General features: G+C 72.3%; 22 protein-coding genes. 13 read left to right on the forward strand and 9 right to left on the reverse strand.

The genetic code is table 11. From position 1 onward, the window contains the following. Positions 1-13: 13 nt before the first annotated feature. The gene (locus IE136_RS02465; RefSeq protein WP_229818597.1) at positions 14-1195 is read right to left on the reverse strand and encodes a hypothetical protein; all 1182 of its coding nucleotides are present in this window, start codon (positions 1193-1195) and stop codon (positions 14-16) included. Further along, positions 1179-2018 (reverse strand): hypothetical protein, encoded by an 840-nt coding sequence (locus tag IE136_RS02470; protein ID WP_229818598.1) that lies wholly within the window; start codon positions 2016-2018, stop codon positions 1179-1181. Before IE136_RS02470 ends, IE136_RS02465 begins: the two co-directional genes overlap by 17 nt. 388 nt (positions 2019-2406) lie before the next feature. Between IE136_RS02470 and IE136_RS02475 the strand changes: the two genes are divergently transcribed. The 4 genes from IE136_RS02475 to IE136_RS02490 all read left to right on the forward strand — a co-directional run bounded on the left by IE136_RS02475 (position 2407) and on the right by IE136_RS02490 (position 6630). Beyond that, on the forward strand, positions 2407-2763 hold the full coding sequence (locus IE136_RS02475; RefSeq protein ID WP_189599267.1) for a cupin domain-containing protein: 357 nt from the start codon (positions 2407-2409) through the stop codon (positions 2761-2763). A 233-nt stretch (positions 2764-2996) separates the two neighbouring features. Beyond that, complete coding sequence (locus tag IE136_RS02480) at positions 2997-4340, forward strand: discoidin domain-containing protein (protein WP_158986245.1); 1344 nt, start codon at positions 2997-2999, stop codon at positions 4338-4340. Then, positions 4340-5629 carry an MFS transporter gene (locus IE136_RS02485; RefSeq protein ID WP_158986243.1) on the forward strand — a complete coding sequence of 430 codons (1290 nt, stop codon included), beginning with the start codon at positions 4340-4342 and terminating at the stop codon, positions 5627-5629. Before IE136_RS02480 ends, IE136_RS02485 begins: the two co-directional genes overlap by 1 nt. Further along, on the forward strand, positions 5626-6630 hold the full coding sequence (locus IE136_RS02490; protein ID WP_158986241.1) for a TolB-like translocation protein: 1005 nt from the start codon (positions 5626-5628) through the stop codon (positions 6628-6630). The genes IE136_RS02485 and IE136_RS02490 overlap by 4 nt, the downstream gene beginning before the upstream one ends. A 43-nt stretch (positions 6631-6673) precedes the next feature. Here IE136_RS02490 and IE136_RS02495 read toward each other — a convergent pair whose 3' ends face one another. Together IE136_RS02495 and IE136_RS02500 are read right to left on the reverse strand one after the other, a co-directional pair. Next, a complete protein-coding gene (locus IE136_RS02495; protein ID WP_189599268.1) occupies positions 6674-7966 on the reverse strand; it encodes an MFS transporter in 1293 nt (430 codons plus the stop codon). Positions 7967-8100: 134 nt separating this feature from the next. After that, positions 8101-8643 (reverse strand): methylated-DNA--[protein]-cysteine S-methyltransferase, encoded by a 543-nt coding sequence (locus tag IE136_RS02500; RefSeq protein ID WP_158986237.1) that lies wholly within the window; start codon positions 8641-8643, stop codon positions 8101-8103. A gap of 245 nt (positions 8644-8888) precedes the next feature. Between IE136_RS02500 and IE136_RS02505 the strand changes: the two genes are divergently transcribed. The 5 genes from IE136_RS02505 to IE136_RS02525 all read left to right on the forward strand — a co-directional run bounded on the left by IE136_RS02505 (position 8889) and on the right by IE136_RS02525 (position 16048). Beyond that, the gene (locus IE136_RS02505; RefSeq protein WP_189599269.1) at positions 8889-9797 is read left to right on the forward strand and encodes an MHYT domain-containing protein; all 909 of its coding nucleotides are present in this window, start codon (positions 8889-8891) and stop codon (positions 9795-9797) included. A gap of 105 nt (positions 9798-9902) precedes the next feature. Beyond that, on the forward strand, positions 9903-12041 hold the full coding sequence (gene uvrB / locus IE136_RS02510) for an excinuclease ABC subunit UvrB (RefSeq protein WP_158986233.1): 2139 nt from the start codon (positions 9903-9905) through the stop codon (positions 12039-12041). Between the two features lie 151 nt (positions 12042-12192). Beyond that, a complete protein-coding gene (locus tag IE136_RS02515) occupies positions 12193-12771 on the forward strand; it encodes a TerD family protein (RefSeq protein ID WP_158986231.1) in 579 nt (192 codons plus the stop codon). Between the two features lie 153 nt (positions 12772-12924). Beyond that, the gene (locus IE136_RS02520; RefSeq protein WP_189599270.1) at positions 12925-14796 is read left to right on the forward strand and encodes a TerD family protein; all 1872 of its coding nucleotides are present in this window, start codon (positions 12925-12927) and stop codon (positions 14794-14796) included. 232 nt (positions 14797-15028) lie between these two features. After that, positions 15029-16048 carry a TerC/Alx family metal homeostasis membrane protein gene (locus IE136_RS02525; protein ID WP_189599271.1) on the forward strand — a complete coding sequence of 340 codons (1020 nt, stop codon included), beginning with the start codon at positions 15029-15031 and terminating at the stop codon, positions 16046-16048. A 116-nt stretch (positions 16049-16164) separates the two neighbouring features. On the opposite strand, the gene IE136_RS02530 is transcribed toward IE136_RS02525, so the two are convergent. The 3 genes from IE136_RS02530 to IE136_RS02540 form a co-directional block, all read right to left on the reverse strand. Beyond that, complete coding sequence (locus IE136_RS02530) at positions 16165-17448, reverse strand: MFS transporter (RefSeq protein ID WP_158994145.1); 1284 nt, start codon at positions 17446-17448, stop codon at positions 16165-16167. Between the two features lie 266 nt (positions 17449-17714). Continuing rightward, positions 17715-18371 (reverse strand): MBL fold metallo-hydrolase, encoded by a 657-nt coding sequence (locus IE136_RS02535; protein ID WP_189599272.1) that lies wholly within the window; start codon positions 18369-18371, stop codon positions 17715-17717. A 50-nt stretch (positions 18372-18421) separates the two neighbouring features. Beyond that, positions 18422-19108, reverse strand: a complete 687-nt coding sequence (locus tag IE136_RS02540; protein WP_189599273.1) for a maleylpyruvate isomerase family mycothiol-dependent enzyme — start codon at positions 19106-19108, stop codon at positions 18422-18424. Between the two features lie 198 nt (positions 19109-19306). Here IE136_RS02540 and uvrA point away from each other — a divergent pair, with 198 nt between their 5' ends. After that, the gene (uvrA, locus tag IE136_RS02545) at positions 19307-22303 is read left to right on the forward strand and encodes an excinuclease ABC subunit UvrA (RefSeq protein ID WP_158986221.1); all 2997 of its coding nucleotides are present in this window, start codon (positions 19307-19309) and stop codon (positions 22301-22303) included. Between the two features lie 60 nt (positions 22304-22363). On the opposite strand, the gene IE136_RS02550 is transcribed toward uvrA, so the two are convergent. Continuing rightward, positions 22364-23254: a carbohydrate kinase family protein gene (locus IE136_RS02550; protein WP_158986219.1), complete on the reverse strand. Its 891-nt coding sequence runs from the start codon at positions 23252-23254 to the stop codon at positions 22364-22366. A 208-nt stretch (positions 23255-23462) separates the two neighbouring features. On the opposite strand from IE136_RS02550, the gene IE136_RS02555 reads away from it, so the two are divergent. Continuing rightward, positions 23463-23888, forward strand: a complete 426-nt coding sequence (locus tag IE136_RS02555) for a Rieske (2Fe-2S) protein (RefSeq protein ID WP_158986217.1) — start codon at positions 23463-23465, stop codon at positions 23886-23888. A gap of 22 nt (positions 23889-23910) precedes the next feature. Here the strand turns inward: IE136_RS02555 and IE136_RS02560 are convergent, their stop codons facing one another. Further along, on the reverse strand, positions 23911-24840 hold the full coding sequence (locus IE136_RS02560; protein ID WP_158986215.1) for a hypothetical protein: 930 nt from the start codon (positions 24838-24840) through the stop codon (positions 23911-23913). Between the two features lie 241 nt (positions 24841-25081). Between IE136_RS02560 and IE136_RS02565 the strand changes: the two genes are divergently transcribed. After that, positions 25082-25675: a papain-like cysteine protease family protein gene (locus IE136_RS02565; protein WP_158986213.1), complete on the forward strand. Its 594-nt coding sequence runs from the start codon at positions 25082-25084 to the stop codon at positions 25673-25675. Positions 25676-25680: 5 nt separating this feature from the next. Further along, the gene (locus IE136_RS02570; protein ID WP_158994143.1) at positions 25681-26460 is read left to right on the forward strand and encodes a hypothetical protein; all 780 of its coding nucleotides are present in this window, start codon (positions 25681-25683) and stop codon (positions 26458-26460) included. Positions 26461-26486 lie beyond the last annotated feature (26 nt).

Here is a 26486-nt window from a genome sequence, read left to right on the forward strand (position 1 = left end):
CAAACCTCGGTGGCTACCTTCTGCCACAGGCGGCCAGGCCCGGCAGCCGGTCGGCGTCGACCACCTGGATCACCGGCCGGGAGCCGGCCGTCTTGGGATTGCCCACGCTGTACGCGACGGCCAGCGCACCACCCCTGGCCTGCGCGTATCCGTACGCCGGCGTGATCCGCGCGTACGACCCCGAGCCGAGGTCCAGGGCGTAGGAGGTCTCCGGGGTCCGCCAGGTGACGAGACGCCCGCTTATCCGGAGCTGGTCCATGCCGTCCACCGCCGGGGACGTGGCGACGGCGGCGACCGGCCGGGCGTCCCCCGCCCGCCACACCATCAACCGCGGCGCGGCCTCGCCCTCCACCCACGCCCAGGTCGTCCCGTCGGAGACCACGGACCGGAGGTCCCGCAGTGCGGCAAGGGGTCCGGGCAGTGCGGCGGGCGACGCCGCGCCGGTGAGGGAGACGGCGGCCAGCCGTGTCCCGGAGCCCCCCGACCCGCTGCCCGACTCGCGCCACACCAGCAGGTCGCCCGCGACGAACGGCGCGTCCATCACGCCGGTGTGCAGGGCCCGCGCCGCGCCGCCCACGGCCGGGGCCGCGTACACCGTGGCCCTTCCACCGCCGACGCCCTGCGCCCAGTGGACGGTTCCGGCGCGGACGACGGGCTGGGGCAGCGGGCCGGGCCGGTCGGCGCGGGCCAGGCGTCTGGCCTTCCCCGTGGTGGCGTCCCAGACGTACAGGCTCCAGGGGCTGTCGAGGGTCCGCCCCTCCAGGACGGCGAACGCGGCCCACCGCCGGCCGTCGAAGTCGGCGGCGAGCAACTGGTGCTCGACGGGGTCCGCGAGGGTGAGCAGGGTGCGCGGGGCGCCGCGCCCGAGCATCAGGGCGGCGCGCCGGTGCTTCGCGCCGGTGAGCTGGACGGCGGTCCAGCCGGGGCCGGTGTCGGTGAGGACGGCCCGCTCACCGGCCGGTGTCCGCAATTCGCCCTTGTGGAGCGCGGACCGCCAGGCGTCGGGCAGCCCCACCTCGCAGGCGCCGGCGAGAAGGGACGCCGGGGCGGACGCGGGGTCGGTGACTCGGCCGGTGGGTGGACCGGTCGTCGGCTCCGGAACGGACTCCGCCGACGAGCACCCTGCCAGCAGGGCGCCCGTCAGCAGCAGGACCACGGTCGAGCCGGTCCGGCGAGCCCTACCAGACGTACCCACGGCCGCCCATGATGGTGGTGAGGGTGTCGGAGGAGATGTGCGCCGACTTCGGTACGGAGCCCGCCCACGAGATCACGCTCGTGCTCACCCCGCCCACCGGGTCGAGGTAGTTGACCTGCCCCGCCGCGGTGTCGGTGTTGTAGCCGTCGATCGAGACCCAGTGGAATATCTCGATGTTGGGGTGGCCGACGAGATGGGGACCGCCCGGCACCTCCCAGGCGTTGCCGGCGATGGCGTAGTCGTTGTCGGTGTTGTGGGTGATGTGCTTCTTGAAGTTCGCCTTGTCGGTGGCGGTCGGGGTGTAGGGCAGCGCCTTGGGGACGTAACCCGCGCCGGGCAGCCGGTGGTTGAGCGCGTCGGCCATCGGATAGCCGGTGGGGTTGGGCACGTTGATGTTGATGCCGTACCACGCGGTTCCGTTGGTGGTCGTCCTGAGGAGGGTCGCGGCGTCCTGCTGCGACCGGCCGCCGACCTCGTCGTGGGCGGACTGGGTGATCACGAGGGTGGCCGGGCCGCACCAGTAGGAGGTCTTCTGCGACTGGTGGAGTCCGCCGGAGACCTTGTAGCCGGCGAGCGCGCCCCGGGTGCGCAGCCCCTCGTACCGTCTCGCCGCCTCGGCCTGTTTGGCGGCGGTCGTTCTCCGCTGGGCGGGGGTGAGGCGCTGGGGGCCGAGGGTGTCGTACGCGGCCTTGTGGGCGGCGCCCGGCGCGACCGGTTCGGCGGCGTGCGCGGTGGGGGCGACGACCGTCGTGGCGGCGGTGGTGGCGAGCAGGGTGGCGGCGGTCAGGGCGGCGGTGCGGGGGAAAAAGGCTGACGCTGGCATGGCACTCTCCTGTCGGAGGTGGGGGAGGAGTTCACGGCGAGTTTGACGCGCGCACGCCATGCTCGACAGGGGGCTCGGCGTATTCCCCCGAACCAACATTGGGCGCACCAAAGGCGCCGCCCGCGACCAGCGGGGACATCTGCCGGCACCATGCGCCGGCGGCCCGGTTTCCGGCCGTGCGGCGCCCGATGGTCGACCTGGACGACGTGCGCGTATGAGCGATTCCGCCCCCGAAGGGGCCGAGGTGTCCATTCGTCACTTGTACGACGACCGCGGGGCGTCCGACGACCTGATGTAGGCCGACCGGGGTGCGGGCGCTTCGCGCGGGAGAGGTGCTTCCAGGTCCTGGCCGTGGGGCGCCGCCGGCGCCCCGCTACAGTCACCGCCCATGACGACACATGATCGGCCCTCCTTCGCCGTCCGCATTCCCGACGCGGAGCTGGAGCCGGAGCCGCTCGCGCCCGACCAGATCGTCTCGGGCACTCCCGAGGTGACCGGCAAGGTCCTCTGGGAGTCCGCCGACGGCACGCAGGTGCGCGGGATCTGGCAGATCACCCCCGGAGTGGTGACCGACACCGAGGCGAACGAACTCTTCGTCGTCGTCAGCGGCCGTGCCACCGTCGCCGTCGAGGGCGGCGCCACGATGGAGATCGGGCCGGGCGACGCCTGTGTGCTGCGCGAGGGCGACCGGACCACCTGGACCGTCCACGAGACGCTGCGCAAGGCGTACCACATCAGCCTCTGAACGGCTGGCCGAAGGTCTGGTAGGAAGGTTTCCTGTCAGCTATTCTCCCGGGCAGCGGCTCGGCGCGGCGCCCGATCAACGTGGGCGTGACGCGCTCAGCGAGAGCTCTGACCCGGCCGCCGAGTACCGCCCTCTGCCCCGATCCGTCCCCCGTGCGGATGTCCCAGGGCCAGGGGTGCGGTGCGCCGCACCGGTGTCCAGCTCTCGCCGCCCCCGTCGCAGGGAGCCCAGGTATGCGCCTGTACGCCTCCGTCCCACCACGCCGCACCCTCCCGCTCACCCCCTCCCTTGTCCTCGCCGCCGTGCTCCTGCTCGTCGGCGGCCTCCTGCTCGCCTACCCGGGCCGTGCCGGAGCGGCCGCCGACCCGCTGATCTCCCACGGCAGGCCCGCCACCTCGTCGTCCGTCGAGGACTCCACCTTCGTTCCGGGCAAGGCCTTCGACGGCGACCCGGCCACCCGCTGGGCCAGTGCCGAGGGCTCCGACCCGCAGTGGATCCGGGTCGACCTCGGATCCACCGCAACCGTCTCGCGGGTACGCCTCTCCTGGGAGGCCGCCTACGCCAAGGCCTACCGCGTGGAGATCTCCGCCGACGGCGTCACCTGGAGCCGGCTCGCCACCGAGACGGCGGGCAACGGAGGCACCGACGACTGGACCGGGCTCAGCGGCAAAGGCCGCCATCTCCGCGTCTACGGGACGGCGCGCGGCACGTCGTACGGCTATTCCCTCTACGAGGTAGAGGTCTACGGAACCCTGGACGGCGGCCCACCGCCCTCGGGCGCGTTCACCGTCGTCGCCGCCGGCGACATCGCCGACCGGTGCACCGCCTCCAGCAGCTCGTGCGCCCACCCCAAGACCGCCGCCCTGGCACAGCGGATCAACCCGAAGTTCTATCTGACGATGGGCGACAACCAGTACGACGACGCCCTGCTCTCCGACTTCCGCGCCTACTACGACAAGACCTGGGGCGTCTTCAAGGCCAAGACGCGTCCCGTCCCCGGCAACCACGAGACCTACGACCCGGCCGGCCCCCTCGCCGGCTACAAGTCCTACTTCGGTGCCCTCGCCTACCCGCAGGGCAAGCCGTACTACAGCTACGACGAGGGCAACTGGCACTTCCTCGCCCTCGACTCCAACTCCTTCGACGACCCCGCGCAGATCCAGTGGCTCAAGGACGACCTGGCCCGGAACACCAAGGGCTGCGTCGCCGCCTACTTCCACCACCCCCTGTACTCCTCCGGCGGCCACGGCAACGACCCGGTCTCCAAACCCGTCTGGCAGATCCTGTACGGGGCCGGGACCGACCTCGTCCTCAACGGGCACGACCACCACTACGAGCGGTTCGCACCGCAGGACCCGTCCGGGCGGGCCACTCCCGGCGGCATCGTCGAGATCGTCGGCGGCATGGGCGGGGCCGAGCCCTATCCCATCGAGACGGTCCAGCCGAACAGCCAGAAGCGGATCAGCGGCACCTACGGCGTCCTGAAGCTCGACTTCACCGACACCACCTACACCTGGCAGTACGTCGGCACCGACGGCCAGGTCAAGGACACCGGCCCGACCTACACCTGCCACTGATGTACCTGGCGACCACCGGTCGCCCCGACGCGCCGCCGCCCCGCACCGGGGCCCGGCGGCGCGTCGGCGGCACCGTCCTCGCGCTCGGCACGGTCAGCCTCGTCACCGACATCTCCTCCGAGATGGTGACGGCCGTCCTGCCCCTCTACCTCGTCCTCGGACTCGGCCTCTCCCCGCTCCAGTTCGGCTTCCTGGACGGGCTCTTCAACGGCGCCACCGCGCTCGTACGGCTGCTCGGCGGCCACGCGGCGGACCGCGGCGGGCGGCACAAGCGCGTCGCCGGGATCGGCTACGCCCTGTCCGCGTGTTCGCGGCTCGGCCTGCTCCTCGCGGGCGGGGCGACGGGCTGGATAGCGGCGGCGCTGGCCGGGGACCGGCTCGGCAAGGGCATCCGCACCGCCCCGCGCGACGCGCTGATCACCCTCAGCAGCCCGCCCGAGGACCTGGGCCGCGCCTTCGGCGTCCACCGGGCGATGGACACCACCGGCGCCCTGCTCGGACCGCTGGCCGCGTTCGCCCTGCTGTGGGCGACGGCGGACGCGTACGACGCGGTGTTCGTCGTCAGCTTCTGCGTCGGAGTGCTCGGCGTGCTGCTCCTCGCGGTCCTGGTGCCGGGCGGGGCGGCGGGCGCGGCGACAGTCCGCGGTGCGGCCGGCCGTGAGCCGCGGCCGAGGACGGCCACGCTGCTCGCACCCCTGCGCTCCGCCCCCTACCGGCGGATCCTCGGCGCCACCGCGCTGCTCGGCGCCGTCACCGTCGGCGACGCCTTCGTCTACCTGCTGCTCCAGCGGCGTCTCGACCTGGCCGTCACCTGGTTCCCGTTCCTGCCGCTGGGCGCCGCGGCGGGCTATCTGCTGCTCGCCGTCCCGGCCGGCCGGCTCGCCGACCGGATCGGACGCCGCCGCCCCTTCCTGTACGGGCACGGGGCGATCCTCCTCGCGTACGCCCTGCTCCTCTCCCCCGGCCCCGACCTGCTCGTGCTCGGTGTCGTCCTCGGCCTGCTCGGGGTCTTCTACGCAGCCACGGACGGGGTCCTGATGGCGCTGACCGGCCCCCTGCTGCCGGCCGGGCGACGGGCGAGCGGGCTGGCCCTCGTCCAGACCGTCCAGGCGCTGGCCCGGCTGCTCGCGGCGACCGGGTTCGGGGCGGCCTGGACGGTGTGGGGGCCGTCGACGGCGCTCGTACTCGCCGCCGCCGGGCTGTCGGCCGCCCTCGGGGGAGCCCGGTTCCTGCTGCCCGAGGACCCACCCGTCGAAGGGCACCCGTCCACCGAAAGGCACTCCTCATGACCGGCAACGGCCACGGCACCGTCACCGGCCGCCTCACCCGTGGGCGACTTTGGGCGCTGGTGCTCGCCGTCGTCCTGCTCTGTGGCGGGGCCACCGCCTACACGCTCCGGGCCGCCGACCGCACCGCCTTGCCCGTCGAGACGCCGGGCGGCCCGGCGCTCACCCTCGAAGGGCCCGCGGGAGGGTTCCTCTTCCGCGACACGGTGACCGGCCGCGTCGGCCGCCACGACCCGGGCGCGCCGGGACCGCGCGCCGTCGGCGGCCCCCGCTGCGACCGCTTCCACGCAGCCGGGCCCACCGCCCTCTGCCTGCAACGACGGCCGGGCGTGCCGACCCGCTCGTATGCGATCGTGCTCGACCGGCGGCTGCGCGAGCTGCGCCGGATCGCGCTGCCCGGGATCCCCAACCGGGCCCGGGTCTCCGCCTCCGGGCAGATGCTCTCCTGGACGATGTTCGCGACGGGCGACTCGTACGCGACCTCGGCGTTCTCGACCAGGACCTCGATCCTCGATCTGCGCACCGGTTATCTCGTCAAGAACATGGAGCAGATTCCGCTCACCCTCCACGGCCGCCGGTATCACGCCCCGGACGTCAACTACTGGGGCGTCACCTTCGCCCGCGACGACAACCGCTTCTACGCCACGGTCGCGACGAAGGGCCGTACCTACCTGGTGGAGGGGGACATGCGGAGGTGGTCGGCACGGACGCTGAGGGGGAACGTCGAATGCCCCTCCCTGTCGCCGGACGACACCCGGATCGCGTTCAAGAAGAAGGTCTCCGACGACCCGAAGGCACCCTGGCGCCTGCACGTCCTCGACCTGCGCACCCTGCGGGAACACGCGGTCGCCGAGGAGCGGAGCATCGACGACCAGGCGGCCTGGACGGACGACCGCACGCTGGCGTACGGGCACGAGGGATCCGTGTGGACCGTCCCCGCCGACGGCACGGGCACGCCACGACGCTCGGTGTCCGGTGCGACGTCCCCGGCGGTCCTGCGCTGAAGGGCCCGCCGAACCGTTCGTCGTGAGGCGGCCGGACGGGCTCTCAGGCGCGGCGCAGCGCGCCCCGTACCGCCAGCGCCGCCATCGGCAGCAGCAGGCACGCGCCCACGAAATTGAGCCAGCCGTAGCCTGCCCGGGCCACGATCAGTCCGGCGGCGAGCCCGCCGACGCCCGCCGCGGTGTTCATGATGAAGTCCGAGAGACCCTGGACCGCCGCCCTCGCCGCCTGCGGGACGGAGTCCGTCAACAGGGCCGAGCCGGAGACCAGCCCGGCTGACCAGCCCAGGCCCAGCACGAAGAGGCCCGCGGCGGTTCGGGCGTGGCTCGGACCCGCGGTGCCGGCGAGGAGCGCCGCGACCGAGAGGAGCCCGGCGGCCAGACCGATCACCGACAGCCGCCCGAGCCGGTCCGAGAGCCATCCCATCACCGGCGAGAAGGCGTACATGCCCGCGATGTGGCCGCTGATCACCAGGCCGATCAACTGGATGCCGGCCCCGTGATGGCTCAGCGCCACCGGGGTCATCGACATGATCGAGATTATGGCGGTGTGGGAGACGGCGACCGTGACCAGGGCGAGGCGAGCCCGGGAGGACTCCCGTACGGCCTTCAGCCCGGCACGGAGCGAGCGGCCGGCCGCCTCCTCGGACCCGGCCGGGCCGGACAGGGCGCGGGCGGTCAAGAGCGGGTCGGGGCGCAGCAGCAACGCCACCACGCCCGCAGCGATCAGGAACACGCCCGCGGCCCACACGAACGGTCCGGCAGTCGCCGGTACGCCGAAGCCCGCCACGCTCTCCCCGGCCGGCGCGGCGACGTTCGGGCCGAGGACCGCGCCGATGGTCGTCGCCCACACCACGGTGGAGATGGCCCGGCCCCTGCGGTCCGGTGGGGCCAGGTCCGCCGCCGCGAACCGGGCCGCCAGGTTGGCCGAGGACCCCGCGCCGAAGCCGACCAGGCCCACGAGGAGCAGCGGGAAGTTGTCGACCACCGCGCCGAGCACGACCACCCCCGCGCCCAGCGCCCCGACCAGATAGGCAAGCACGAGCCCGGGCCGCCGCCCGCGAGATCCCATGAGGGACGCCAGCGGCATGGCGAGCAGCGCGGGCCCGGCGACCGAGGCCGTCGAGGCCAGGCCCGACAGCGCTTCCGTGCCGCTCACGTCCTTGGCCAGCACGGCGGCCAGGGCGACGCCGATGGCGATGCCCAGGCCGCCGAGGATCTGGCTGGCGATCAGCACGGCCTGGATCCGCCGCCGGAGCGCCGGCAGTTCGGCGGCCGCGACGGGGGAGGGCGTCTCCGGCGGGGAGGTGGCGTCAGGGGCGCTGGAGGTGTTGGTCACTTACGGGAGTGTGCCAGCAGTACGGCCGGAGGGGAACGCTCCGCGTACCTTCCAGGGGGTGCGCGAAGCCTGAGCGGGGGCGGAGCCGCGGTGGGAGCGACGGACCCCGGCCGTCGGAAGAGCCGGAGCGGTCTTCAGAAGAGCGGCTGGGGGAGCACGCCCTCCAGGGCCAGCAGGATCCGCTTGGTCTCCAGACCGCCCCCGAAGCCCCCCAGCCCGCCGTCGCTCTCCACCACCCGATGGCACGGCACGACCACCGGCAGCGGGTTGGCGCCCATCGCCGCCCCGACCGCCTGCGCCGCCCCCGGCTGCCCGACCCGCTTCGCCAGGTCTCCGTACCCCACGACCGCTCCGTACGGCACGCCGTCCGCCAGCTCGCGCAGCACCTGGCGGTTGAAGCCGGCCGTCAGCCTCCAGTCGAGAGCGACGTCGAACTCCCGCAGGCCGCCCGAGAAGTACTCCGCGAGCTGCCGTATCGGCTCCGCGAGCCGCCCCGAGGCACTCTCCGTCAGCTCCGCCCGGTCCGCGCCGAGCTGCGCCGCCAGCCGGTCCAGCGCCCGGTCCCGCACCGCCTCGCGCGCGTGGAAGACCACGCTCACGAGGCCGCGGTCCGTCGCGGCCAGCAGCAGCGGGCCGATGTCGCTGTCCACGACCGCCCATTCCACCTTGGAGTCCATACCGATCACGGTACGACCACCCACCGACAACGTGGTCCGCCCGGCCCTCGCCGCCCTGGGGTCATCGCCGCCCGCACCCCGGCCCGACATCACGAGGCGGTCTCGTATCGGTCTCACGGGTGCCAATTCCCGGACCACATGGTCGTGCGGCCCTCCGCGCGCCATAATCTCGGCCCGGTAGCACTTACTCAGCGGTACCGACTGTTTTCGGACGACGTTGCACCACGGGTGGAGGACACACGCTCATGCAGGGCACGGTCGACGGATTCAGTTACGGCCTCGTCACCCCGGTCGCCGCCTACCTCATGGCCTGCCTCGGCGGCGCCCTGGGCCTGCGCTGCACGACCAGGTCGCTGCGCCACCGGGACACCTTCAAGGCCGGCTGGCTCGCCCTCGGCGCCACCTCCATCGGCACCGGCATCTGGACGATGCACTTCATCGCCATGATGGGCTTCTCCGTGCACCGGGCCCCCATCAGCTACGACCGGCCCCTCACCTTCGCCAGCCTGGGCGTCGCCGTCGTGATGGTCGGCATCGGGATCTTCATCGTCGGCTACCGCGGCGCCACCCCCCTCACCCTGGTCACCGGCGGCACCATCACCGGCCTCGGCATCGCCACCATGCACTACCTCGGGATGGCGGGCATGCGGTTCCAGGGACGCATCGACTACGACACCCTCACCGTCGCCCTCTCCGTCGTGATCGCTGTCGTCGCGGCCACCACCGCCCTCTGGGCGGCCGTGTCGGTACACGGATTTCTGGCCAGCCTCGGAGCGAGCCTGGTGATGGGCCTCGCCGTCAGTGGTATGCACTACACCGCCATGGCGGCGGTCAACGTCCATCTCCACGGCACCCCCGCGCCCGGCCCCGGCGACACCGCCACCTCGCTCCTCCTGCCCATGCTGGTCGGCCCGGCCGTCTTCCTCCTCCTGGCCGCCGTCGTCGTCATGTTCGACCCGCTGCTCGTGATGGGCGACCCCGACCCGCAGCGGCCCGCGTCGCCGGGCGCGCACCGGCCCGGGGTGCCCGGGGTGCCCGCGCCGCGCCGCGCCCCGGCCTACGGCGAGCCCGCGAACTGGTCCGCCCGGCCGGCCTCCGGGCGGAGGGCCCGCAAGGGGGACCACCGGGGCGGACACCGTTCCCAGGACTGGTGACGGACGGCCCCGGAAGAGGCTCCGGAAGGCGTCCGGGAGGGCGCCCGGGCCGGCCGGTGGGCCGTTCGCCGCCCGACTGTCAGTGGCGGGTCGTACGGTGGTTGCATGCGGCCCGTTTCCAAGATCGAACGTACGGTGGCGCCTTTCGAGGTCGTCAGCCCCTACCAGCCCAGCGGTGACCAGCCGACGGCCATCGCCGACCTCGAGCGGCGCGTCCGCGCCGGCGAGAAGGACGTCGTCCTGCTCGGTGCCACCGGCACCGGCAAGTCGGCGACCACCGCGTGGATGATCGAGAAGCTGCAGCGCCCCACCCTGGTGATGGCGCCGAACAAGACGCTGGCGGCCCAGCTGGCGAACGAGTTCCGCGAGCTCCTGCCGAACAACGCCGTCGAGTACTTCGTCTCGTACTACGACTACTACCAGCCCGAGGCGTACGTCCCCCAGTCGGACACCTACATCGAGAAGGACTCCTCGATCAACGAGGAGGTCGAGCGGCTGCGCCACTCCGCGACGAACTCGCTGCTCACCCGCCGCGACGTGGTCGTGGTCGCCTCCGTCTCGTGCATCTACGGCCTCGGCACCCCGCAGGAGTACGTGGACCGGATGGTCCCGCTCAAGGTCGGCGAGGAGATCGACCGCGACCAGCTGCTGCGCCGCTTCGTCGACATCCAGTACACCCGCAACGACCTGGCGTTCACCCGCGGGACCTTCCGGGTCCGCGGCGACACCATCGAGATCTTCCCGGTCTACGAGGAGCTCGCCGTCCGCATCGAGATGTTCGGCGACGAGATCGAGGCGCTCTCCACGCTCCACCCGCTCACCGGCGAGGTCATCAGCGAGGACCGCGAGCTGTACGTCTTCCCCGCCAGCCACTACGTGGCGGGCCCGGAGCGCATGGAGAAGGCGATCAACGGCATCGAGCGCGAGCTGGAGAGCCGCCTCGCCGAGCTCGACAAGCAGGGCAAGATGCTGGAGTCCCAGCGGCTGCGGATGCGCACCACGTACGACATCGAGATGATGCGCCAGATCGGCTCCTGCTCCGGCATCGAGAACTACTCGATGCACTTCGACGACCGCGAGCCCGGCTCCGCGCCCAACACGCTCCTCGACTACTTCCCCGAGGACTTCCTCCTCGTCATCGACGAGTCGCACGTCACCGTGCCGCAGATCGGCGCGATGTACGAGGGCGACGCCTCCCGCAAGCGGACCCTGGTCGACCACGGCTTCCGGCTGCCTTCCGCGCTCGACAACCGCCCGCTGAAGTGGGAGGAGTTCCAGGAGCGGATCGGCCAGACGGTCTACCTCTCGGCCACCCCCGGCACCTACGAGCTGTCGCGCGGCGACGGCTTCGTGGAGCAGATCATCCGCCCCACCGGTCTGGTCGACCCCGAGGTCGTCGTCAAGCCCACCGAGGGACAGATCGACGACCTGGTCCACGAGATCCGGCTGCGCACCGAGAAGGACGAGCGGGTCCTCGTCACCACCCTCACCAAGAAGATGGCCGAGGACCTCACCGAGTACTTCCTGGAGCTCGGCATCCAGGTCCGCTACCTGCACAGCGACGTCGACACCCTGCGCCGTATCGAGCTGCTGAGGGAGCTGCGGGCGGGCGAGTACGACGTCCTGGTCGGCATCAACCTGCTCCGCGAGGGCCTCGACCTGCCCGAGGTCTCGCTCGTCGCCATCCTCGACGCCGACAAGCAGGGCTTCCTGCGCTCCGGCACCTCGCTGATCCAGACCATCGGCCGCGCGGCGCGCAACGTCTCCGGTCAGGTCCACATGTACGCCGACACGGTCACGCCGGCGATGGCGAAGGCCATCGACGAGACCAACCGGCGCCGTGAGAAGCAGATCGCGTACAACAAGGCCCACGGCATCGACCCGCAGCCGCTCCGCAAGAAGATCAACGACATCGTCGCCACCATCGCGCGCGAGGAGGTCGACACCGAGCAGCTGCTCGGCAGCGGTTACCGCCAGGCGAAGGACGGCAAGGGCGCCAAGACGCCCGTCCCCTCCCTCGCCGCCCACTCCACCACGGTCAAGGGCAAGGGCGGCAAGGCGGGCGGCACGGTCGAGCTCGGCGACCGCCCTGCCACCGAACTGGCCGCGATCATCGAGGAGATGACCGACCGGATGCGCGCCGCGGCGGCGGAGCTGCAGTTCGAGGTCGCCGCCCGGCTCCGCGACGAAGTGGGAGAGCTGAAGAAGGAGTTGCGCCAGATGAAGGAGGGTGGACTCGCCTGACCGCGCGGCTCCGCGGCTCCGCCGGGTGTGTTGCAAGACCGACACAAAACGCGACCGCGTCTGCTGCGCGGTCGATGCCCCTGCGTAGGGTGCTGAACAACCGCACGCACAGCAGAGACGGCCGCGGGGAACGACGGAGAGGGGACAGCGCGTGACGGTCAACATGACCAAGGGTCAGGCCATCAGCCTGGAGAAGCAGGGCGGGGGCACCCTTACCTCGGTACGGATGGGGCTCGGCTGGCAGGCGGCTCCGCGCCGTGGCCTGTTCGGTTCGCGCACCCGGGAGGTCGACCTGGACGCCTCCGCGGTGCTCTTCGCCGACAAGCAGCCGGTGGACGTGGTCTTCTTCCGCCACCTGGTCAGTGACGACGGCTCGGTCCGGCACACCGGTGACAACCTGGTGGGCGGCGCGGGTCAGGGCGGCGACGACGAGTCGATCCTGGTCGACCTCCAGCGGGTCCCCGTCCACATCGACCAGATCGTCTTCACGGTGAACTCCTTCACCGGACAGACGTTCCAGGAGGTGCAGAACGCCTTCTGCCGGATCGTCGACGAGACCAACGGCCAGGAGCTCGCCCGCTACACCCTGGACGGCGGCGGCCAGTACACCGCGCAGATCATGGCGAAGGTGCACCGGGCCGGCACCGGCTGGCAGATGACCGCCCTGGGCAACCCGGCCAACGGCCGGACGTTCCAGGACCTCATGCCGTCGATCCTGCCGCACCTGTAGGCGGACCCGGCGGCGGCACCCACAGCTCCCGGAGGCAGCAGGCCGCCGGGAGCTGTCCCACATGGTCCGCAGCGATCCACGCATCCGACGCACGCATCCGATCCACGCTTCCGATCTACGCACGCGATCAACGCATCCGAGGGGACAGAGTCGATGACGGCCGAGCTGGTCCGGGGGCAGAACCACCCCTTGCCCGACACCCGACTGGAGATCCGGGTGTCGGCCGGCCATCCGGTCGTCGCCGGCGCCACCCTCTGCGACGAGCAGGGCAGGATGGGCGGGGCCGAGTGGATCGCCCACCCGGGTTCGCCCTCGCTGCCGGGCGTGGAGGTCTCGCAGCAGGCCGCCGCCGATCACCGCCTCGCCGTCGACCTCGGAGCGCTCCCGCCCGCCGTGCACCGCGTCTCGGTCCTCCTCGCGCTGCCCGCCGGCGTGGGCGGCCCGGCCCGCTTCGGCGCCGTCGCGGCCCCCTTCGTCGCGGTCACCGGCCTCGACGGCACCGAGATCGCCAGCTACACGATCACCGGCCTCGACCGCGAGTCCGCAGTCGTCGCCCTGGAGCTGTACCGCCGCCAGGGCGCCTGGAAGGTCCGCGCCATGGGCCAGGGGTACGAAGGCGGTCTCGCGGCCATGCTCGGCGACCAGGGCGTGGAGCGCCCCGCCGAACTCGCCGCGTCGATCCTGGACGCCGTCGCCCGGGGCCTGGCCCGTTCGGTTTCCGCCCCGCCCCCGCGCGTCCCCGACGCGGAGCGCGTCCGGCACACGGCCCCCGTCGCCGCCGACCACCAGGACGCGCCGGCGGTCCCCGCCGCCGACGGGCCCATCGACTACGCGCACCCGCGCCGCCAGCCCCCTCCGGAGCCCGGCCCCGCGCTCCCTCCCACCGGGTACCCCACTCCCGTGGCCGGGGACGCCGGCGGCTGGTCCATGGACGAGCGGCTCTACAACCAGGTGTGGGGCATGTTCGAGGACCTGGCGCGCACCACCGCCGCGTACCGCAGCGCCTGCGACTTCGCCGAGTCCCGCCTCGACCAGGAGCTCGACCGCGCGCTCTCCGACCCGCGCAGCCGCATAGGCGGCGCCGGGGACGCCGCCCGTGAGGCGGCCCGCGCCAAGCACGACGAGCTCGTCGCCCGCGCGCAGGAGGCCCTGGACCGGGACCTCGCCCAGCTGGCCGCCGAGTCCGAGGTCGTCGAACCGGCGCTGCCCGCCGCCTTCGCCCGCTGGGACAACCCGGTCTGGCAGGCCTACCGCGTCCCCATGGAGGTCCCGATGGCCGTGCGCCTGGGCGACCTCCACCTCCCCGAGCGCACCGATCTGCGCATCCCCATGCTGGTCCGCCTCCCCCTGGAGCGCGGGCTGTGGGTGGACAGCGGACGAGGGCGCTCCGAGGCGGCCGGACTCCTCGACCAGGCCGAGCTGCGGCGTCTCGCCATGGACACCGCGGTCGCGCACGCGGCCAGGCTGCTCGCCGTCCACCCGCCCGGCGAGTTCGCCGTCCATGTCGTCGACCCGGCGGGCTCCGGCGCCGGCTCGCTGGCGCCGCTGGTCGAGGCGGGCGGGCTGGCCGGACCGCCGGCAGCCGGCGCGGCCGGGGTGTCCGCCGTCCTCGCCCAGCTCACCGAGCGCGTCGACCTGATCCAGATGGCGATGCGGGCCGGCGCTCCCGACGCGCTGCCGCCCGGCATGGACACCGCGGAGCAGCTGCTGATCGTCCACGACTTCCCGCACGGCTTCGACGACCGGGCGGTCACCCAGCTCCGCTACCTCGCGGACGAGGGCCCGGCCGTCGGCGTCCACCTGCTGATGGTCGCGGACCGGGAGGACGCCTCCGCGTATGGGCCGGTCCTGGACCCGCTGTGGCGTTCCCTGCTGCGTCTCACCCCGGTCGCCGACGATCACCTCGCCGATCCGTGGGTCGGCCATGCCTGGACGTACGAGCCGCCGATGTTCCCGCCCGGCAGCGGGGTGCTCCGCCAGGTTCTCTCCCAGGTGGCCGAGGCGCGACGCCAATGGGACCGTTGACCTGGTCACTTGGGCTTTCTTTACCCTGGCCTTTACCTTTTCTTGGCTCTTCGGGTAGTCTTCTCGGTGCGGAGGGGAGTACTCCCCATGTGCGACGTTCCCGTCAATACGGACGGACCCTGAGCGGTTCGATCCCGGGGCGTCGGCCCGGCTCGCCCTAGGGCGTGCCCGGGTGGAAGAGACCTCCGGCAGCGACGACGCTGATCAGTAGCCGTACGACGCCGGAGGCGCAGTGGACGTTTCAATGACCCTGTGGGTGCTGACCATTCTCGGTCTGTCCGCCCTGATCGCTATCGACTTCTTCATCGGGCGCAAGCCCCATGACGTGTCGATCAAGGAAGCCGGGACCTGGTCGGTCGTCTGGATCGTCCTCGCCGCGCTCTTCGGCCTGGGACTGCTGTTCTTCGGCAACAGCCAGGCGTCCGGCGAGTTCTTCGCCGGCTTCATCACCGAGAAGTCGCTCAGTGTCGACAATCTCTTCGTCTTCGTCCTGATCATGGCGAAGTTCTCGGTTCCCTCCCACCTCCAGCAGCGTGTGCTGCTGATCGGTGTGCTGATCGCCCTCGTCCTGCGCGCGATCTTCATCGCCGCCGGCGCCGCGATCATCGCCAGCTTCTCGTGGGTCTTCTACATCTTCGGTGCGTTCCTGATCTACACGGCCTGGAAGCTCATCCAGGAGGCGCGCTCCGACGACGAGGAGGACGAGTTCGAGGAGAACCGCCTCCTCAAGTCCGTCGAGAAGAAGTTCGGCGTCGCCGACAAGTACCACGGCACGAAGCTCTTCCTGAAGGTGAACGGCAAGCGGGTGATGACCCCGCTGATGGTCGTGATGCTCGCCATCGGCACCACCGACGTGCTCTTCGCCCTCGACTCGATCCCGGCGATCTTCGGCCTGACCCAGGACCCGTACATCGTCTTCACCGCCAACGCCTTCGCCCTGATGGGTCTGCGGCAGCTGTACTTCCTGATCGGCGGCCTGCTCAAGAAGCTGGTCCACCTCAGCTACGGCCTGTCGGTGATCCTCGGATTCATCGGTGTGAAGCTGGTGCTGCACGCCCTGCACGAGTCCGGGGTGCACGTCCCGGAGATCTCGATCCCGTTCTCGCTGGCGGTCATCTGCGGCGTCCTGGTCATCACCACGATCACCAGCCTGATCGCCTCCAAGAAGCAGGCGGAGCGCGAGGCGGCCGAGAGCGGCGACGGCAAGCCGGCGGCGTCCGGCAAGTCCGAGAAGGACAGCGTCGAGGTCTGATCCCCGCCCGATCCACGCACCGTGGCCGGTGCGGACGGCACACAGCCGTCCGCACCGGCCACCGGCGTCTTCCGGGACTCCCGGCCTGCTCCGGCCCCTTCCGGCGCGCTCCGCGGCTACGCGGGCACGCCCTCCGGTGACTCGGTCCGCGCGGCCGGCTTGGTCTCCGGCAGCAGTGCGAAGCAGCCCAGGCTCACCAGCGCCACCACGGTCAGATACGCCGCGACACCCCAGGGCGCACCCGTGCCGCCACTGGAGACCGCCGTCGCGACGATGGGCGTCAGGGCCCCGCCCAGGACCCCCGCGAGGTTGTAGCCGACCGCCGCGCCCGTGCAGCGCACCCTCGGTTCGTACAGCTCGGGCAGATACGCGGCGACCACCGCGAACATCGTGATGAACGCCAGCAGCGCGCCCGTGAAGCCGAGGAACATCAGCACCGGCCGTCCCGTGTGCAACAGCCCCACCATCGGGAACATCCAGAGCGCGGAGGCGGCGCAGCCCGCGAGGCAGAGGGGCCGCCGGCCGTGGCGGTCGCCGAGGATCGCGACGAACGGGGTCACTACCCCGCTGATCGCCACCGCGCCCATGACGCAGACCAGCATCACCGTCCGGTCGATGCCGAGCTGTTCGGTGCCGTACGCCAGGGCCCAGGTGGAGACCGTGTAGAAGACGGCGTAGCCGACCGCCAGGGCGCCCGCCGTCAGCAGCACGAGACGCCAGTGGTCGCGCGCCACCTCCGCCAGCGGGGCGCCGGCCCGACGCCCCTCCGCGGCCAGGCGCTCGAACTGCGGGGTCTCCGCCAGTGAGGAGCGCAGCAGCAGACCGCCCGCCGCGAGCAGCCCGGCGGCCCAGAACGGCACACGCCAGCCCCACTCGCGGAACTGTGCGTCGGTCAGCCCGGCGGAGAGCGCCAGCATCACACCGTTCGCCAGGAGAAAGCCGACCGGCGGGCCGATCTGCGGAAAGCTCGCCCACAGGGCGCGCCGCCCCTCCGGCGCGTGCTCGGCCGTCAGGAGCACGGCGCCGCCCCACTCGCCGCCCAGACCGAGCCCCTGGAGGAAGCGCAGGACGAGCAGGAGCAGGGGAGCGGTGATGCCCAGGGTCGCGTACGAGGGGACACAGCCGACCGCGACCGTGGCGCAGCCGGTCAGCACCAGCGAGGCGAACATGACCGGTCGCCGCCCGTAGCGGTCGCCGATGTGTCCGAAGAGGGCGGATCCGAGCGGGCGGGCGACGAAGCCCACGGCGAACGTGCCGAAGGCGGCCAGGGTCCCGGCGAGGGGCGAGAAGGTCGGGAAGAAGAGCGGGCCGAGGACGAGCGCGGCGGCCGTTCCGTAGACGAAGAAGTCGAAGAACTCGATCGCGGTGCCGACGAGGGAGGCGGCGGCGAGCCGCCCCATGGAGGGAGCGGACGGAGTCGTCGGGACGGAGGGGGTGGACGGGGTGTCCGGGAGCTGCGGGGGGTGACTGTGGCGCATGCCGCGCCAACTTCCCGGCGTCCGCGCGGGTTACGGGGACGTGCGGAAGCGCAGACCGCGGAGCCGTGCGCCTCGGCCCCCGTCGGCGGTTCCCCGGCCACGGGCCTCGGCCTCACCGGCGCCGCACCTGTCGCGGATCTTCGTCCCGGCCCCGGTTCACCCGCCGCGGGCCTGGCCCCGGCCCGCGTTCACCAGCCGCGCGCGTGCCACTCGGGGAGGTGCGGGCGCTCGGCCCCGAGCGTCGTGTCCTTGCCGTGGCCCGGGTAGACCCAGGTCTCGTCCGGCAGGACGTCGAACAGCTTGGTCTCCACGTCCTGGATCAGGCTGGCGAAGGCCTCCGGGTCCTTCCAGGTGTTGCCGACCCCGCCGGGGAAGAGGCAGTCGCCGGTGAAGACGTGCGGGTGGCCGTGCGGGTCGTCGTAGATCAGGGCGATCGAGCCGGGCGTGTGCCCGACCAGGCGGCGGGCGGTCAGCTCGACCCGGCCCACCCGGACGGTGTCGCCGTCCTCGACCCGGACGTCGGTCGGGACCGGGATGCCCGCGGCGTCGTACGCCCCGGCGTACGTGCGGGCCCCGGTCGCGGCGACCACGTCGGCGAGCGCCTGCCAGTGGTCGCCGTGCCGGTGGGTGGTGACGACGGCCGCGATGCCGTCGTCACCGATCAGCGTGAGCAGTGTCGCGGCGTCGTTGGCCGCGTCGATCAGCAGCTGCTCGCCGGTCGCCCGGCAGCGCAGCAGATACGCGTTGTTGTCCATCGGACCGACCGCGACCTTGGAGACCATCAGGTCTGTCAGTTCGTGTACATCGGCCGCTCCGCCGACCTTCACAGCTCCGCTGTACGTCATGGGCTCAGCCTATCGCCGGGCACCGACAGCAGGCGGCTGCGGCGGGGCGGCTAGAGCGGCGGCAGCCCGGGGAGAGGCCCGCCCTCGACCGTGAGGGCCGAGCCGTCGCGGCGGCCCGCGAGCCAGCCGAGCAGCTCGGGCGCGGGCCCCGAGACGAGCACGTCCTCCCCGGAGCCGCCCCCGGTCGTCCAGACCCGCCCGTCGTCGGCCCGGACCGTGGTCGGCGGGACGTCCTTGTGCCCCGTGAACCGCTCCGCGAGGAAGTCGATCTCCCTCTCGACGAAGTCCCGGGGCAGGTCCTCCAGCTCGTAACCCACCCCGAGGTCGACGTGGTGGAGGGCCACCTCCACCCAGCGGCGGAAGGGGATGCGGGCGGCGCGGTCCGTGACGCCGTTGCGGAGTTCCACGGTCCGGTCCCAGTCGGCGGGCTCGCGGCCCGCGGCCTGGAGGCGCTCGGCGCTCTCGCGGACGTCGGCGAGCTGGACGTCGAGCGGGCGAGGGGCGTCGCGCGCGATGTCGGCGTCGCGGGTGGCGGCGTCCGGGTACATGGGCCGGCCCTGGAGAACGTTCACCAGGGCGTCGGCGTTACGGGCGATGTGAGCGAGGACATGACCGCGGGTCCAGCCGGGAAGCCGTGACGCCTCGGCGACGGCCGCGTTGTCCCATGAGGCGGCAGCGTCGAGGAGCCGCTCGGTCGCTTCGCGTACAGAGACCAGGTCACGCACAGGATCGATCATGGCGCCGACCCTAGCGCTGCCACTCGTTCGGGTGAAGCGGTCACCGCGAGGCCGGTATTCGAATGTGCGTGCTATAGGCTCGGTGGAAGCATCCGGCATCCTTGGTTGTTGGGTATTCAGGCACATCCAGGCATCCCCAGGCATATCTGCGACCCGCACTCCTGTGCCTCCGCTCTCTCAAGAAAGGTGCGGACCGGCGTGGCCGACCGTCTCATCGTTCGTGGCGCTCGCGAGCACAATCTCAAGAACGTCTCGCTCGACCTCCCGCGTGACTCCCTCATCGTCTTCACCGGGCTGTCCGGGTCGGGCAAGTCCTCCCTCGCGTTCGACACGATCTTCGCCGAGGGCCAGCGCCGGTACGTCGAATCGCTCTCGTCGTACGCCCGGCAGTTCCTCGGCCAGATGGACAAGCCGGACGTGGACTTCATCGAAGGTCTCTCGCCCGCCGTCTCCATCGACCAGAAGTCGACCTCGCGCAACCCGCGCTCCACGGTCGGCACCATCACCGAGGTCTACGACTACCTCCGCCTGCTCTTCGCCCGCATCGGCAAGCCGCACTGTCCCGAGTGCCACCGGCCGATCTCCCGGCAGTCGCCGCAGGCCATCGTCGACAAGGTCCTGGAGCTGCCCGAGGGCAGCCGCTTCCAGGTCCTCTCGCCGCTCGTGCGCGAGCGCAAGGGCGAGTTCGTCGATCTCTTCGCCGACCTCCAGACCAAGGGCTACAGCCGCGCGCGGGTGGACGGGCAGACCGTCCAGCTCACCGAGCCGCCGACCCTGAAGAAGCAGGAGAAGCACACGATCGAGGTGGTCGTCGACCGCCTCACCGTCAAGGACAGCGCCAAGCGCCGGCTCACCGACTCCGTCGAGACCGCGCTCGGCCTCTCGGGAGGCATGGTCGTGCTCGACTTCGTCGACCTCCCCGAGGACGACCCCGAGCGCGAGCGGATGTACTCGGAGCACCTGTACTGCCCGTACGACGACCTGTCCTTCGAGGAGCTGGAGCCCCGCTCCTTCTCCTTCAACTCCCCCTTCGGCGCCTGCCCGGACTGCACCGGCATCGGCACCCGCATGGAGGTCGACCCCGAGCTGATCGTCCCGGACGAGGACCGGTCCCTCGACGAGGGCGCCATCCACCCCTGGTCGCACGGCCACACCAAGGAGTACTTCGGCCGGCTCATCGGCGGACTCTCCCAGGCGCTCGGCTTCCGTACGGACATTCCGTACGCCGGACTCCCGGCGCGGGCCAAGAAGGCCCTGATGTACGGCCACAAGACCCAGGTCGAGGTCCGCTACCGCAACCGGTACGGACGGGAGCGGGCGTACACCACCCCGGCCTTCGAAGGCGCCGTCACCTTCGTCAAGCGGCGGCACAGCGAGGCCGAGAGCGACTCCAGCCGTGAGCGCTTCGAGGGGTACATGCGCGAGGTGCCCTGCCCCACCTGCGAGGGCACCCGACTCAAGCCGATCGTCCTCGCGGTCACGGTCATGGAGAAGTCCATCGCCGAGGTCGCCGCGATGTCGATCAGCGAGTGCGCCGACTTCCTCGGCCGTCTGAAGCTCAACGCCCGCGACAAGAAGATCGCCGAGCGGGTCCTGAAGGAGGTCAACGAGCGGCTGCGCTTCCTCGTCGACGTCGGCCTCGACTACCTCTCGCTCAACCGCGCGGCCGGCACCCTCTCGGGCGGCGAGGCCCAGCGGATCCGGCTCGCCACCCAGATCGGCTCCGGTCTTGTCGGCGTGCTGTACGTCCTGGACGAGCCGTCCATCGGCCTGCACCAGCGTGACAACCACCGGCTCATCGAGACCCTGGTCCGGCTCCGGGACATGGGCAACACGCTCATCGTCGTCGAGCACGACGAGGACACCATCAAGGTCGCCGACTGGGTCGTCGACATCGGCCCCGGCGCGGGCGAGCACGGCGGCAAGGTCGTCCACTCGGGCTCCCTGGCGGAGCTGCTCACCAACGAGGAGTCGATGACCGGGCAGTACCTGTCGGGCCGCAAGGCCATCGCGACTCCGGACATCCGCCGACCCGTGGACCCCTCGCGCCGTCTCACCGTGCACGGCGCCCGGGAGAACAACCTGCGGGACATCGACGTCTCCTTCCCGCTGGGCGTCCTCACGGCCGTCACCGGAGTCTCCGGCTCCGGCAAGTCGACCCTGGTCAACGACATCCTCTACACCCACCTGGCCCGCGAGCTGAACGGCGCCAAGTCGGTGCCGGGGCGGCACACGCGCGTGGACGGCGACGACCTCGTCGACAAGGTCGTCCACGTCGACCAGTCGCCCATCGGGCGGACCCCGCGGTCCAACCCGGCGACGTACACCGGCGTCTTCGACCATGTGCGCAAGCTCTTCGCCGAGACCATGGAGGCGAAGGTCCGTGGTTATCTGCCCGGCCGGTTCTCCTTCAACGTCAAGGGCGGACGCTGCGAGAACTGCTCCGGCGACGGCACGATCAAGATCGAGATGAACTTCCTCCCGGACGTGTACGTCCCGTGCGAGGTCTGCCACGGCGACCGGTACAACCGGGAGACCCTGGAGGTCCACTACAAGGGCAAGTCCATCGCCGAGGTCCTGAACATGCCGATCGAGGAGGCCCTCGACTTCTTCGAGGCCGTCCCCACGATCGCCCGCCACCTGCGCACGCTCAACGAGGTGGGCCTCGGGTACGTCCGGCTCGGCCAGTCCGCGCCGACGCTCTCGGGCGGTGAGGCGCAGCGCGTGAAGCTCGCCTCCGAGCTCCAGAAGCGCTCGACGGGACGCACGGTCTACGTCCTGGACGAGCCGACCACCGGTCTGCACTTCGAGGACATCTCCAAGCTGATCAAGGTCCTCTCCGGTCTGGTCGACAAGGGCAACTCGGTGATCGTCATCGAGCACAACCTCGATGTCATCAAGACCGCGGACTGGGTCGTCGACATGGGTCCCGAGGGTGGCAGCGGCGGCGGCCTGGTGATCGCCGAGGGCACCCCGGAGGAGGTCGCCTCGGTCTCGACGAGCCACACCGGCAAGTTCCTCCGCGAGATCCTCGGCGACCGGATCAGCGACGCGACCGTCCCGGCGGCGCGCAGCGGCAACGGCGCGGCGAAGAAGACGGCCGCGAAGAAGGCCGCGGCGAAGAAGACCGCGGCCAAGGCACCCGCCAAGGCGCCGGCGAAGAAGGTGGCGACCGCTCGGGCGCGCAAGGCGTGACGACGGCGAGGGCGGGGGCGCGGCGCGCGCCCCCGCCCTCTCACGCCTCCCGGCCGGCTCTCAGGCGTTCAGTTCGTGCCCGTACGGCGGCTCCGCGCCCGGACGCGTGCAGGTGAGCGCCGCCGCCCTGGCCGCGTAGGTCAGCAGTTCCCGCCACGCACCGGCGTCCAGCGAGGCCGGCGGGCGGTACGCCAGGCCGTGGAGGAGGGCCGCGTTCACCGTGTCGCCCGCGCCGATCGTGTCCGCGACCGCCACCCGTACGGCCGGAACCGACACCTCGTACGACGGTGTGAAGGCCGTCAGGCCCGCCCCGCCCCGGGTCAGGACCACCGCCGACGGCCCGCGCGCCAGCCACTCCCGCGGGGTGCCGCCCAGCCACGCCGCGTCCTCCGCCGAGAGCTTCAGGAGGGAGACGTACGGCAGCCAGGCAGTGAAGCGCTCCCGGTAGGCGGCCGGATCCGGGATCAGGGCCGGGCGGATGTTGGGGTCGAGGAGCGTGAAGGCGCCGCGCCGCGACTCGCGGCGCAGCAGCGCCTCGTACGCGCTCGCGCCCGGCTCCAGGGCCAGGGAACAGGTGCCGAAGGCCAGCGCCCGGACCTCCTCGGGCAGCCGCTCCGGCAGGGCGAAGAGCCGGTCGGCCGTGCCCTCGACGTAGAAGCCGTACTGTGCGGAACCGTCCCGCCCCACCGAGGCGACCGCGAGCGTCGTCGGCTCGGGCCCCCGCTGCACGAGCCCGTCACCCACCCCGGAGGCCCGCAGGCCGTCGAGCAGCGCCCCACCGAAGGCGTCCGTCGAGATCCGGGAGCAGAAGGCGACGTCCGCACCGAGCCGGCCCAGCGCCACGGCCGTGTTGTACGGGCCGCCGCCGGGCCGGGGGACCAGCGGGGACAAGGGACCCGGCGCCCCGGCCGGGACCAGGTCGATCAGGGACTCACCGGCGACGACGATCACGCCGGTGAACGTAACCCATGCCCGCCTGGCCACGACAGCCCGGCAGCCCCCCGCGGCCGCCCGGCACCTGCCAGCGGCCCCGCGCCCGGCCCCCGCGGCCGCCCGGCACCTGCCAGCGGCCCCGCGCCCGGCCCCCGCGAAGCCGCCCGGGCCCGCGCCGGTATCGTCGGTTCGTCACCTCATGCCCCGATCCGACCGTGGAGCGCTCATGTCCGGCCAGTCCACTCGCCGCACCGTACTGAAAGGCGCCGCCCTCGCCGGCGCCGCCGGGCTGGGTGCCGCCGCCTGCTCCACCGACTCCAAGCTCGGCCACGCCCAGGTCCCGACCCCGACCGCCCCGGTCACCCTCGGCGCCCCCGACGAGGTGCCGGTCGGCGGCGCCAAGCTCTACCGCGAGCAGCGTGTCCTGGTGAGCTGCCCGGCCAAGGGCCGGTACAAGGCATTCAGCGCCCAGTGCACCCACGCCGGCTGCGTCCTGGACAAGATCGAGAACAACGAGGGCAACTGCCCCTGCCACGGCAGCCGCTTCGACGTGACCACCGGCAAGGCCCTCCAGGGCCCGGCGACCGTTCCGCTCCCCGAGGTCCCCGTCCGGGTCGAGAACGGCCGGCTGGTCGCGGGCCCCGAAGCCTGAGGGGTGCCCGCGGGACGACGCGTCACGCCCAGTCCCAGTCGATCCCCAGCAGCCCCGGCCGTACCCCCTGCTCCACCAGGTGCACCGTGCGGTGCCGCCCGCCGAGCGTCAGGTCCGCGCGGCCGCCGCGCGGCGCTCCGGCCGAGACCTGGGCGAAGCGCCGGCACCGCACCGGCAGCGCCGCCTCGTCGAACCGCACCTGGAGCACGTACTGCCCGCCGGCGAAGCTGAACCCGCGGACGTACTCCCCGCTCGGACCGGCCGTCCCGTCCTCGAAGCCGTACGAGAAGAGATACGTCTCCCCGGCCCGCAGCCGGGCGTCGAAGAGCAGCTCCGCGACCAGCACCCCCGTCTCGCGGTGCCAACGCACCCGGCCCGTACGGCAGTTCTCCGACGCCCGCACCTCCACCCGCGCCGGGTCGCAGCCCGGGTCGCCGTGGTGGATGGCCAGATAGCGGTCGATCCCGTCCCGGTGCGCCCGCACCACATGCTGCGAGTCGCGCCCCACCAGTTCGCGCGCCGCCCCGATCCGTACCCGCTCGAGGTGGCCGACCGTGTGGAGCCCGCCGTCCACCGGCGACTCCAGCTCGGCGAGCAGCTCCTCCACGACGCCGGAGGCATCGACCAGCGAGCGGTACGAGCGCCCCGCCGGACGCTCCACGTCGGCGCGCACGGCCGAGCCCTCGGCCAGCAGCCGGATCAGCGAGTTCCCGGGCAGCTGGAGGACCTCCTCGAGCGCGCGCACGGCCTTCATCGACTCGGGCCGCTGGGGACGGCGGGCGCCCTGCTGCCAGTAACTCAGGCTGGTCACGCCGACCTTGACGCCCCGATGGGCGAGGTGGTGCTGCACCCGCTGGAGCGGCAGGCCACGCACCGCGAGCGCCGTGCGCAGCGCCAGGTGGAACGGTCCGGTGTGCAGCAACTGCACCAGATCGGCCTCGGTGTGCCCCACGGGGACTCCTCAGTGAACGTTCACGACGAAGGTGGCGGACCACAGTGCCGCCGACGGCGGGCCCGCAGATGGCGCGCGGGAGCCCGTTCACACCCGGGTCACAGCGTTCACAGCGCGCCGTCACCCCGCATTGAAGCGTGTTGACCCGCGCCCCACAACGCTCGATGCTCCTCGACAGCGTCCGGACGCGCTCCTCCGACTCCCCACATCCCCACACACCCCCCGCCTCGGGAGGAACGCGATGCGCAGAACAAAGCTGTCTTTCGCGGCACTCGCCGCTGCCGCCCTCTTCCTCGTCCCCACCACCTCGGCCTCGGCCTCCTCCGCCGCCCCGTACGAGGACGCGTCGGCCCTCGCGTACAAGCGCCTGAACATCACCATGCAGGCGCAGCAGAAGACCAACTGGTGCTGGGCCGCCGGCGGCAACACCATCGCCACCTGGTTCGGCCGCGGCTACACGCAGAACCAGTTCTGCAACGCCGCCTTCAACCGCCAGCAGGGCTACGACTGCCCCAACAACCAGGCCACCCTCGGCAACGTCCAGACCGGACTGCGCTGGGCGGGCGTCAACCCCGGCTCGTACGTGACCGGCTGGCTGCGCTACGCGACCGTGCAGAACGAGATCAACGCCGACCGCCCGATCGAGACGCGGATCCAGTGGTCGAGCGGCGGCGGCCACATGCATGTGATCTACGGCTACGACGACGCGAACAGCTGGGTCTACTGGGGCGACCCCTGGCCCTCCAGCGACCGCTACAACTGGGCCTCGCACGCCTGGTACGTGAACAACGGCTCCTTCTCCTGGACCCACTCGCTCTACCGGATAGGGGCGTGACGACGATGACCCACGTACGTGCCGCGAGCGCCGGGCTCCTGGCCGCCCTCGCCCTCGTCGCCCTCGGTTCCGTCCCGGCCGAGGCCGCGGACGCCCCTCCCGCCGCAGGCCCCGAGCAGGCGGCCTCCGCCCCGGAGACCCTGGACACGCTCTCCCGCTTCTTCTCCCGCGACGGCGCCCTCGCGCGCTCCGCGGCCCGGCCCCGCATCGAGGGCGCCTCGGTGCCGGTACGGGTCCTGTCCCCGGACTTCGTGGCGGGGAAGGCGGGCGCTCCGGTGGCCCGGGTCGAGTTCCACGCCAGCAAGGCGGTCGCCTCGGACGGGCAGACCGCCTCGCTGTGGACCGTGCGGCAGGCGGGCGGCTGGCGGGTCGTGAACATCGCCACCGGCGACGACGAGACCCGCTACGCGGCGCAGGGGGAGCGGACGCTGCCGGGCGGCGTCGTGTTCCGTGAGCCGCAGATCGACGCCTGGTACGTCCACAAGGGCGCGAAGGTGCTCCCGCTCGACGAGGACGCGGTGCGCGCGGTCGGCGGCGACGGGACGAGCCTGGCCGCCTACCGGGAGCGGGTGACCCGGGCGTACGGCGACAAGCTGCCCGGCTCCGGCTACGCGCGCAAGGGCGCGGCCGGGGGCTACGACGCCCCGCCCCCCGACCGTGAGGAGCCACTGGTCACAGCCGCCTCCGCCACGGCCGGCGCGGGCGCGGTCCTGGCCCTCGGTCTCGTCGCCACGGCCGCGTGGCGCCGTCGCCGCACGGCCTCCCGCCAGGAGCCGGCCGCCTGACCCGCACGGGCACGTAGGGCACGGCG

The sequence above is a fragment of the Streptomyces lateritius genome (genome assembly GCF_014649715.1).
GTDB classification, from domain to species: Bacteria; Actinomycetota; Actinomycetes; order Streptomycetales; family Streptomycetaceae; genus Streptomyces; species Streptomyces lateritius.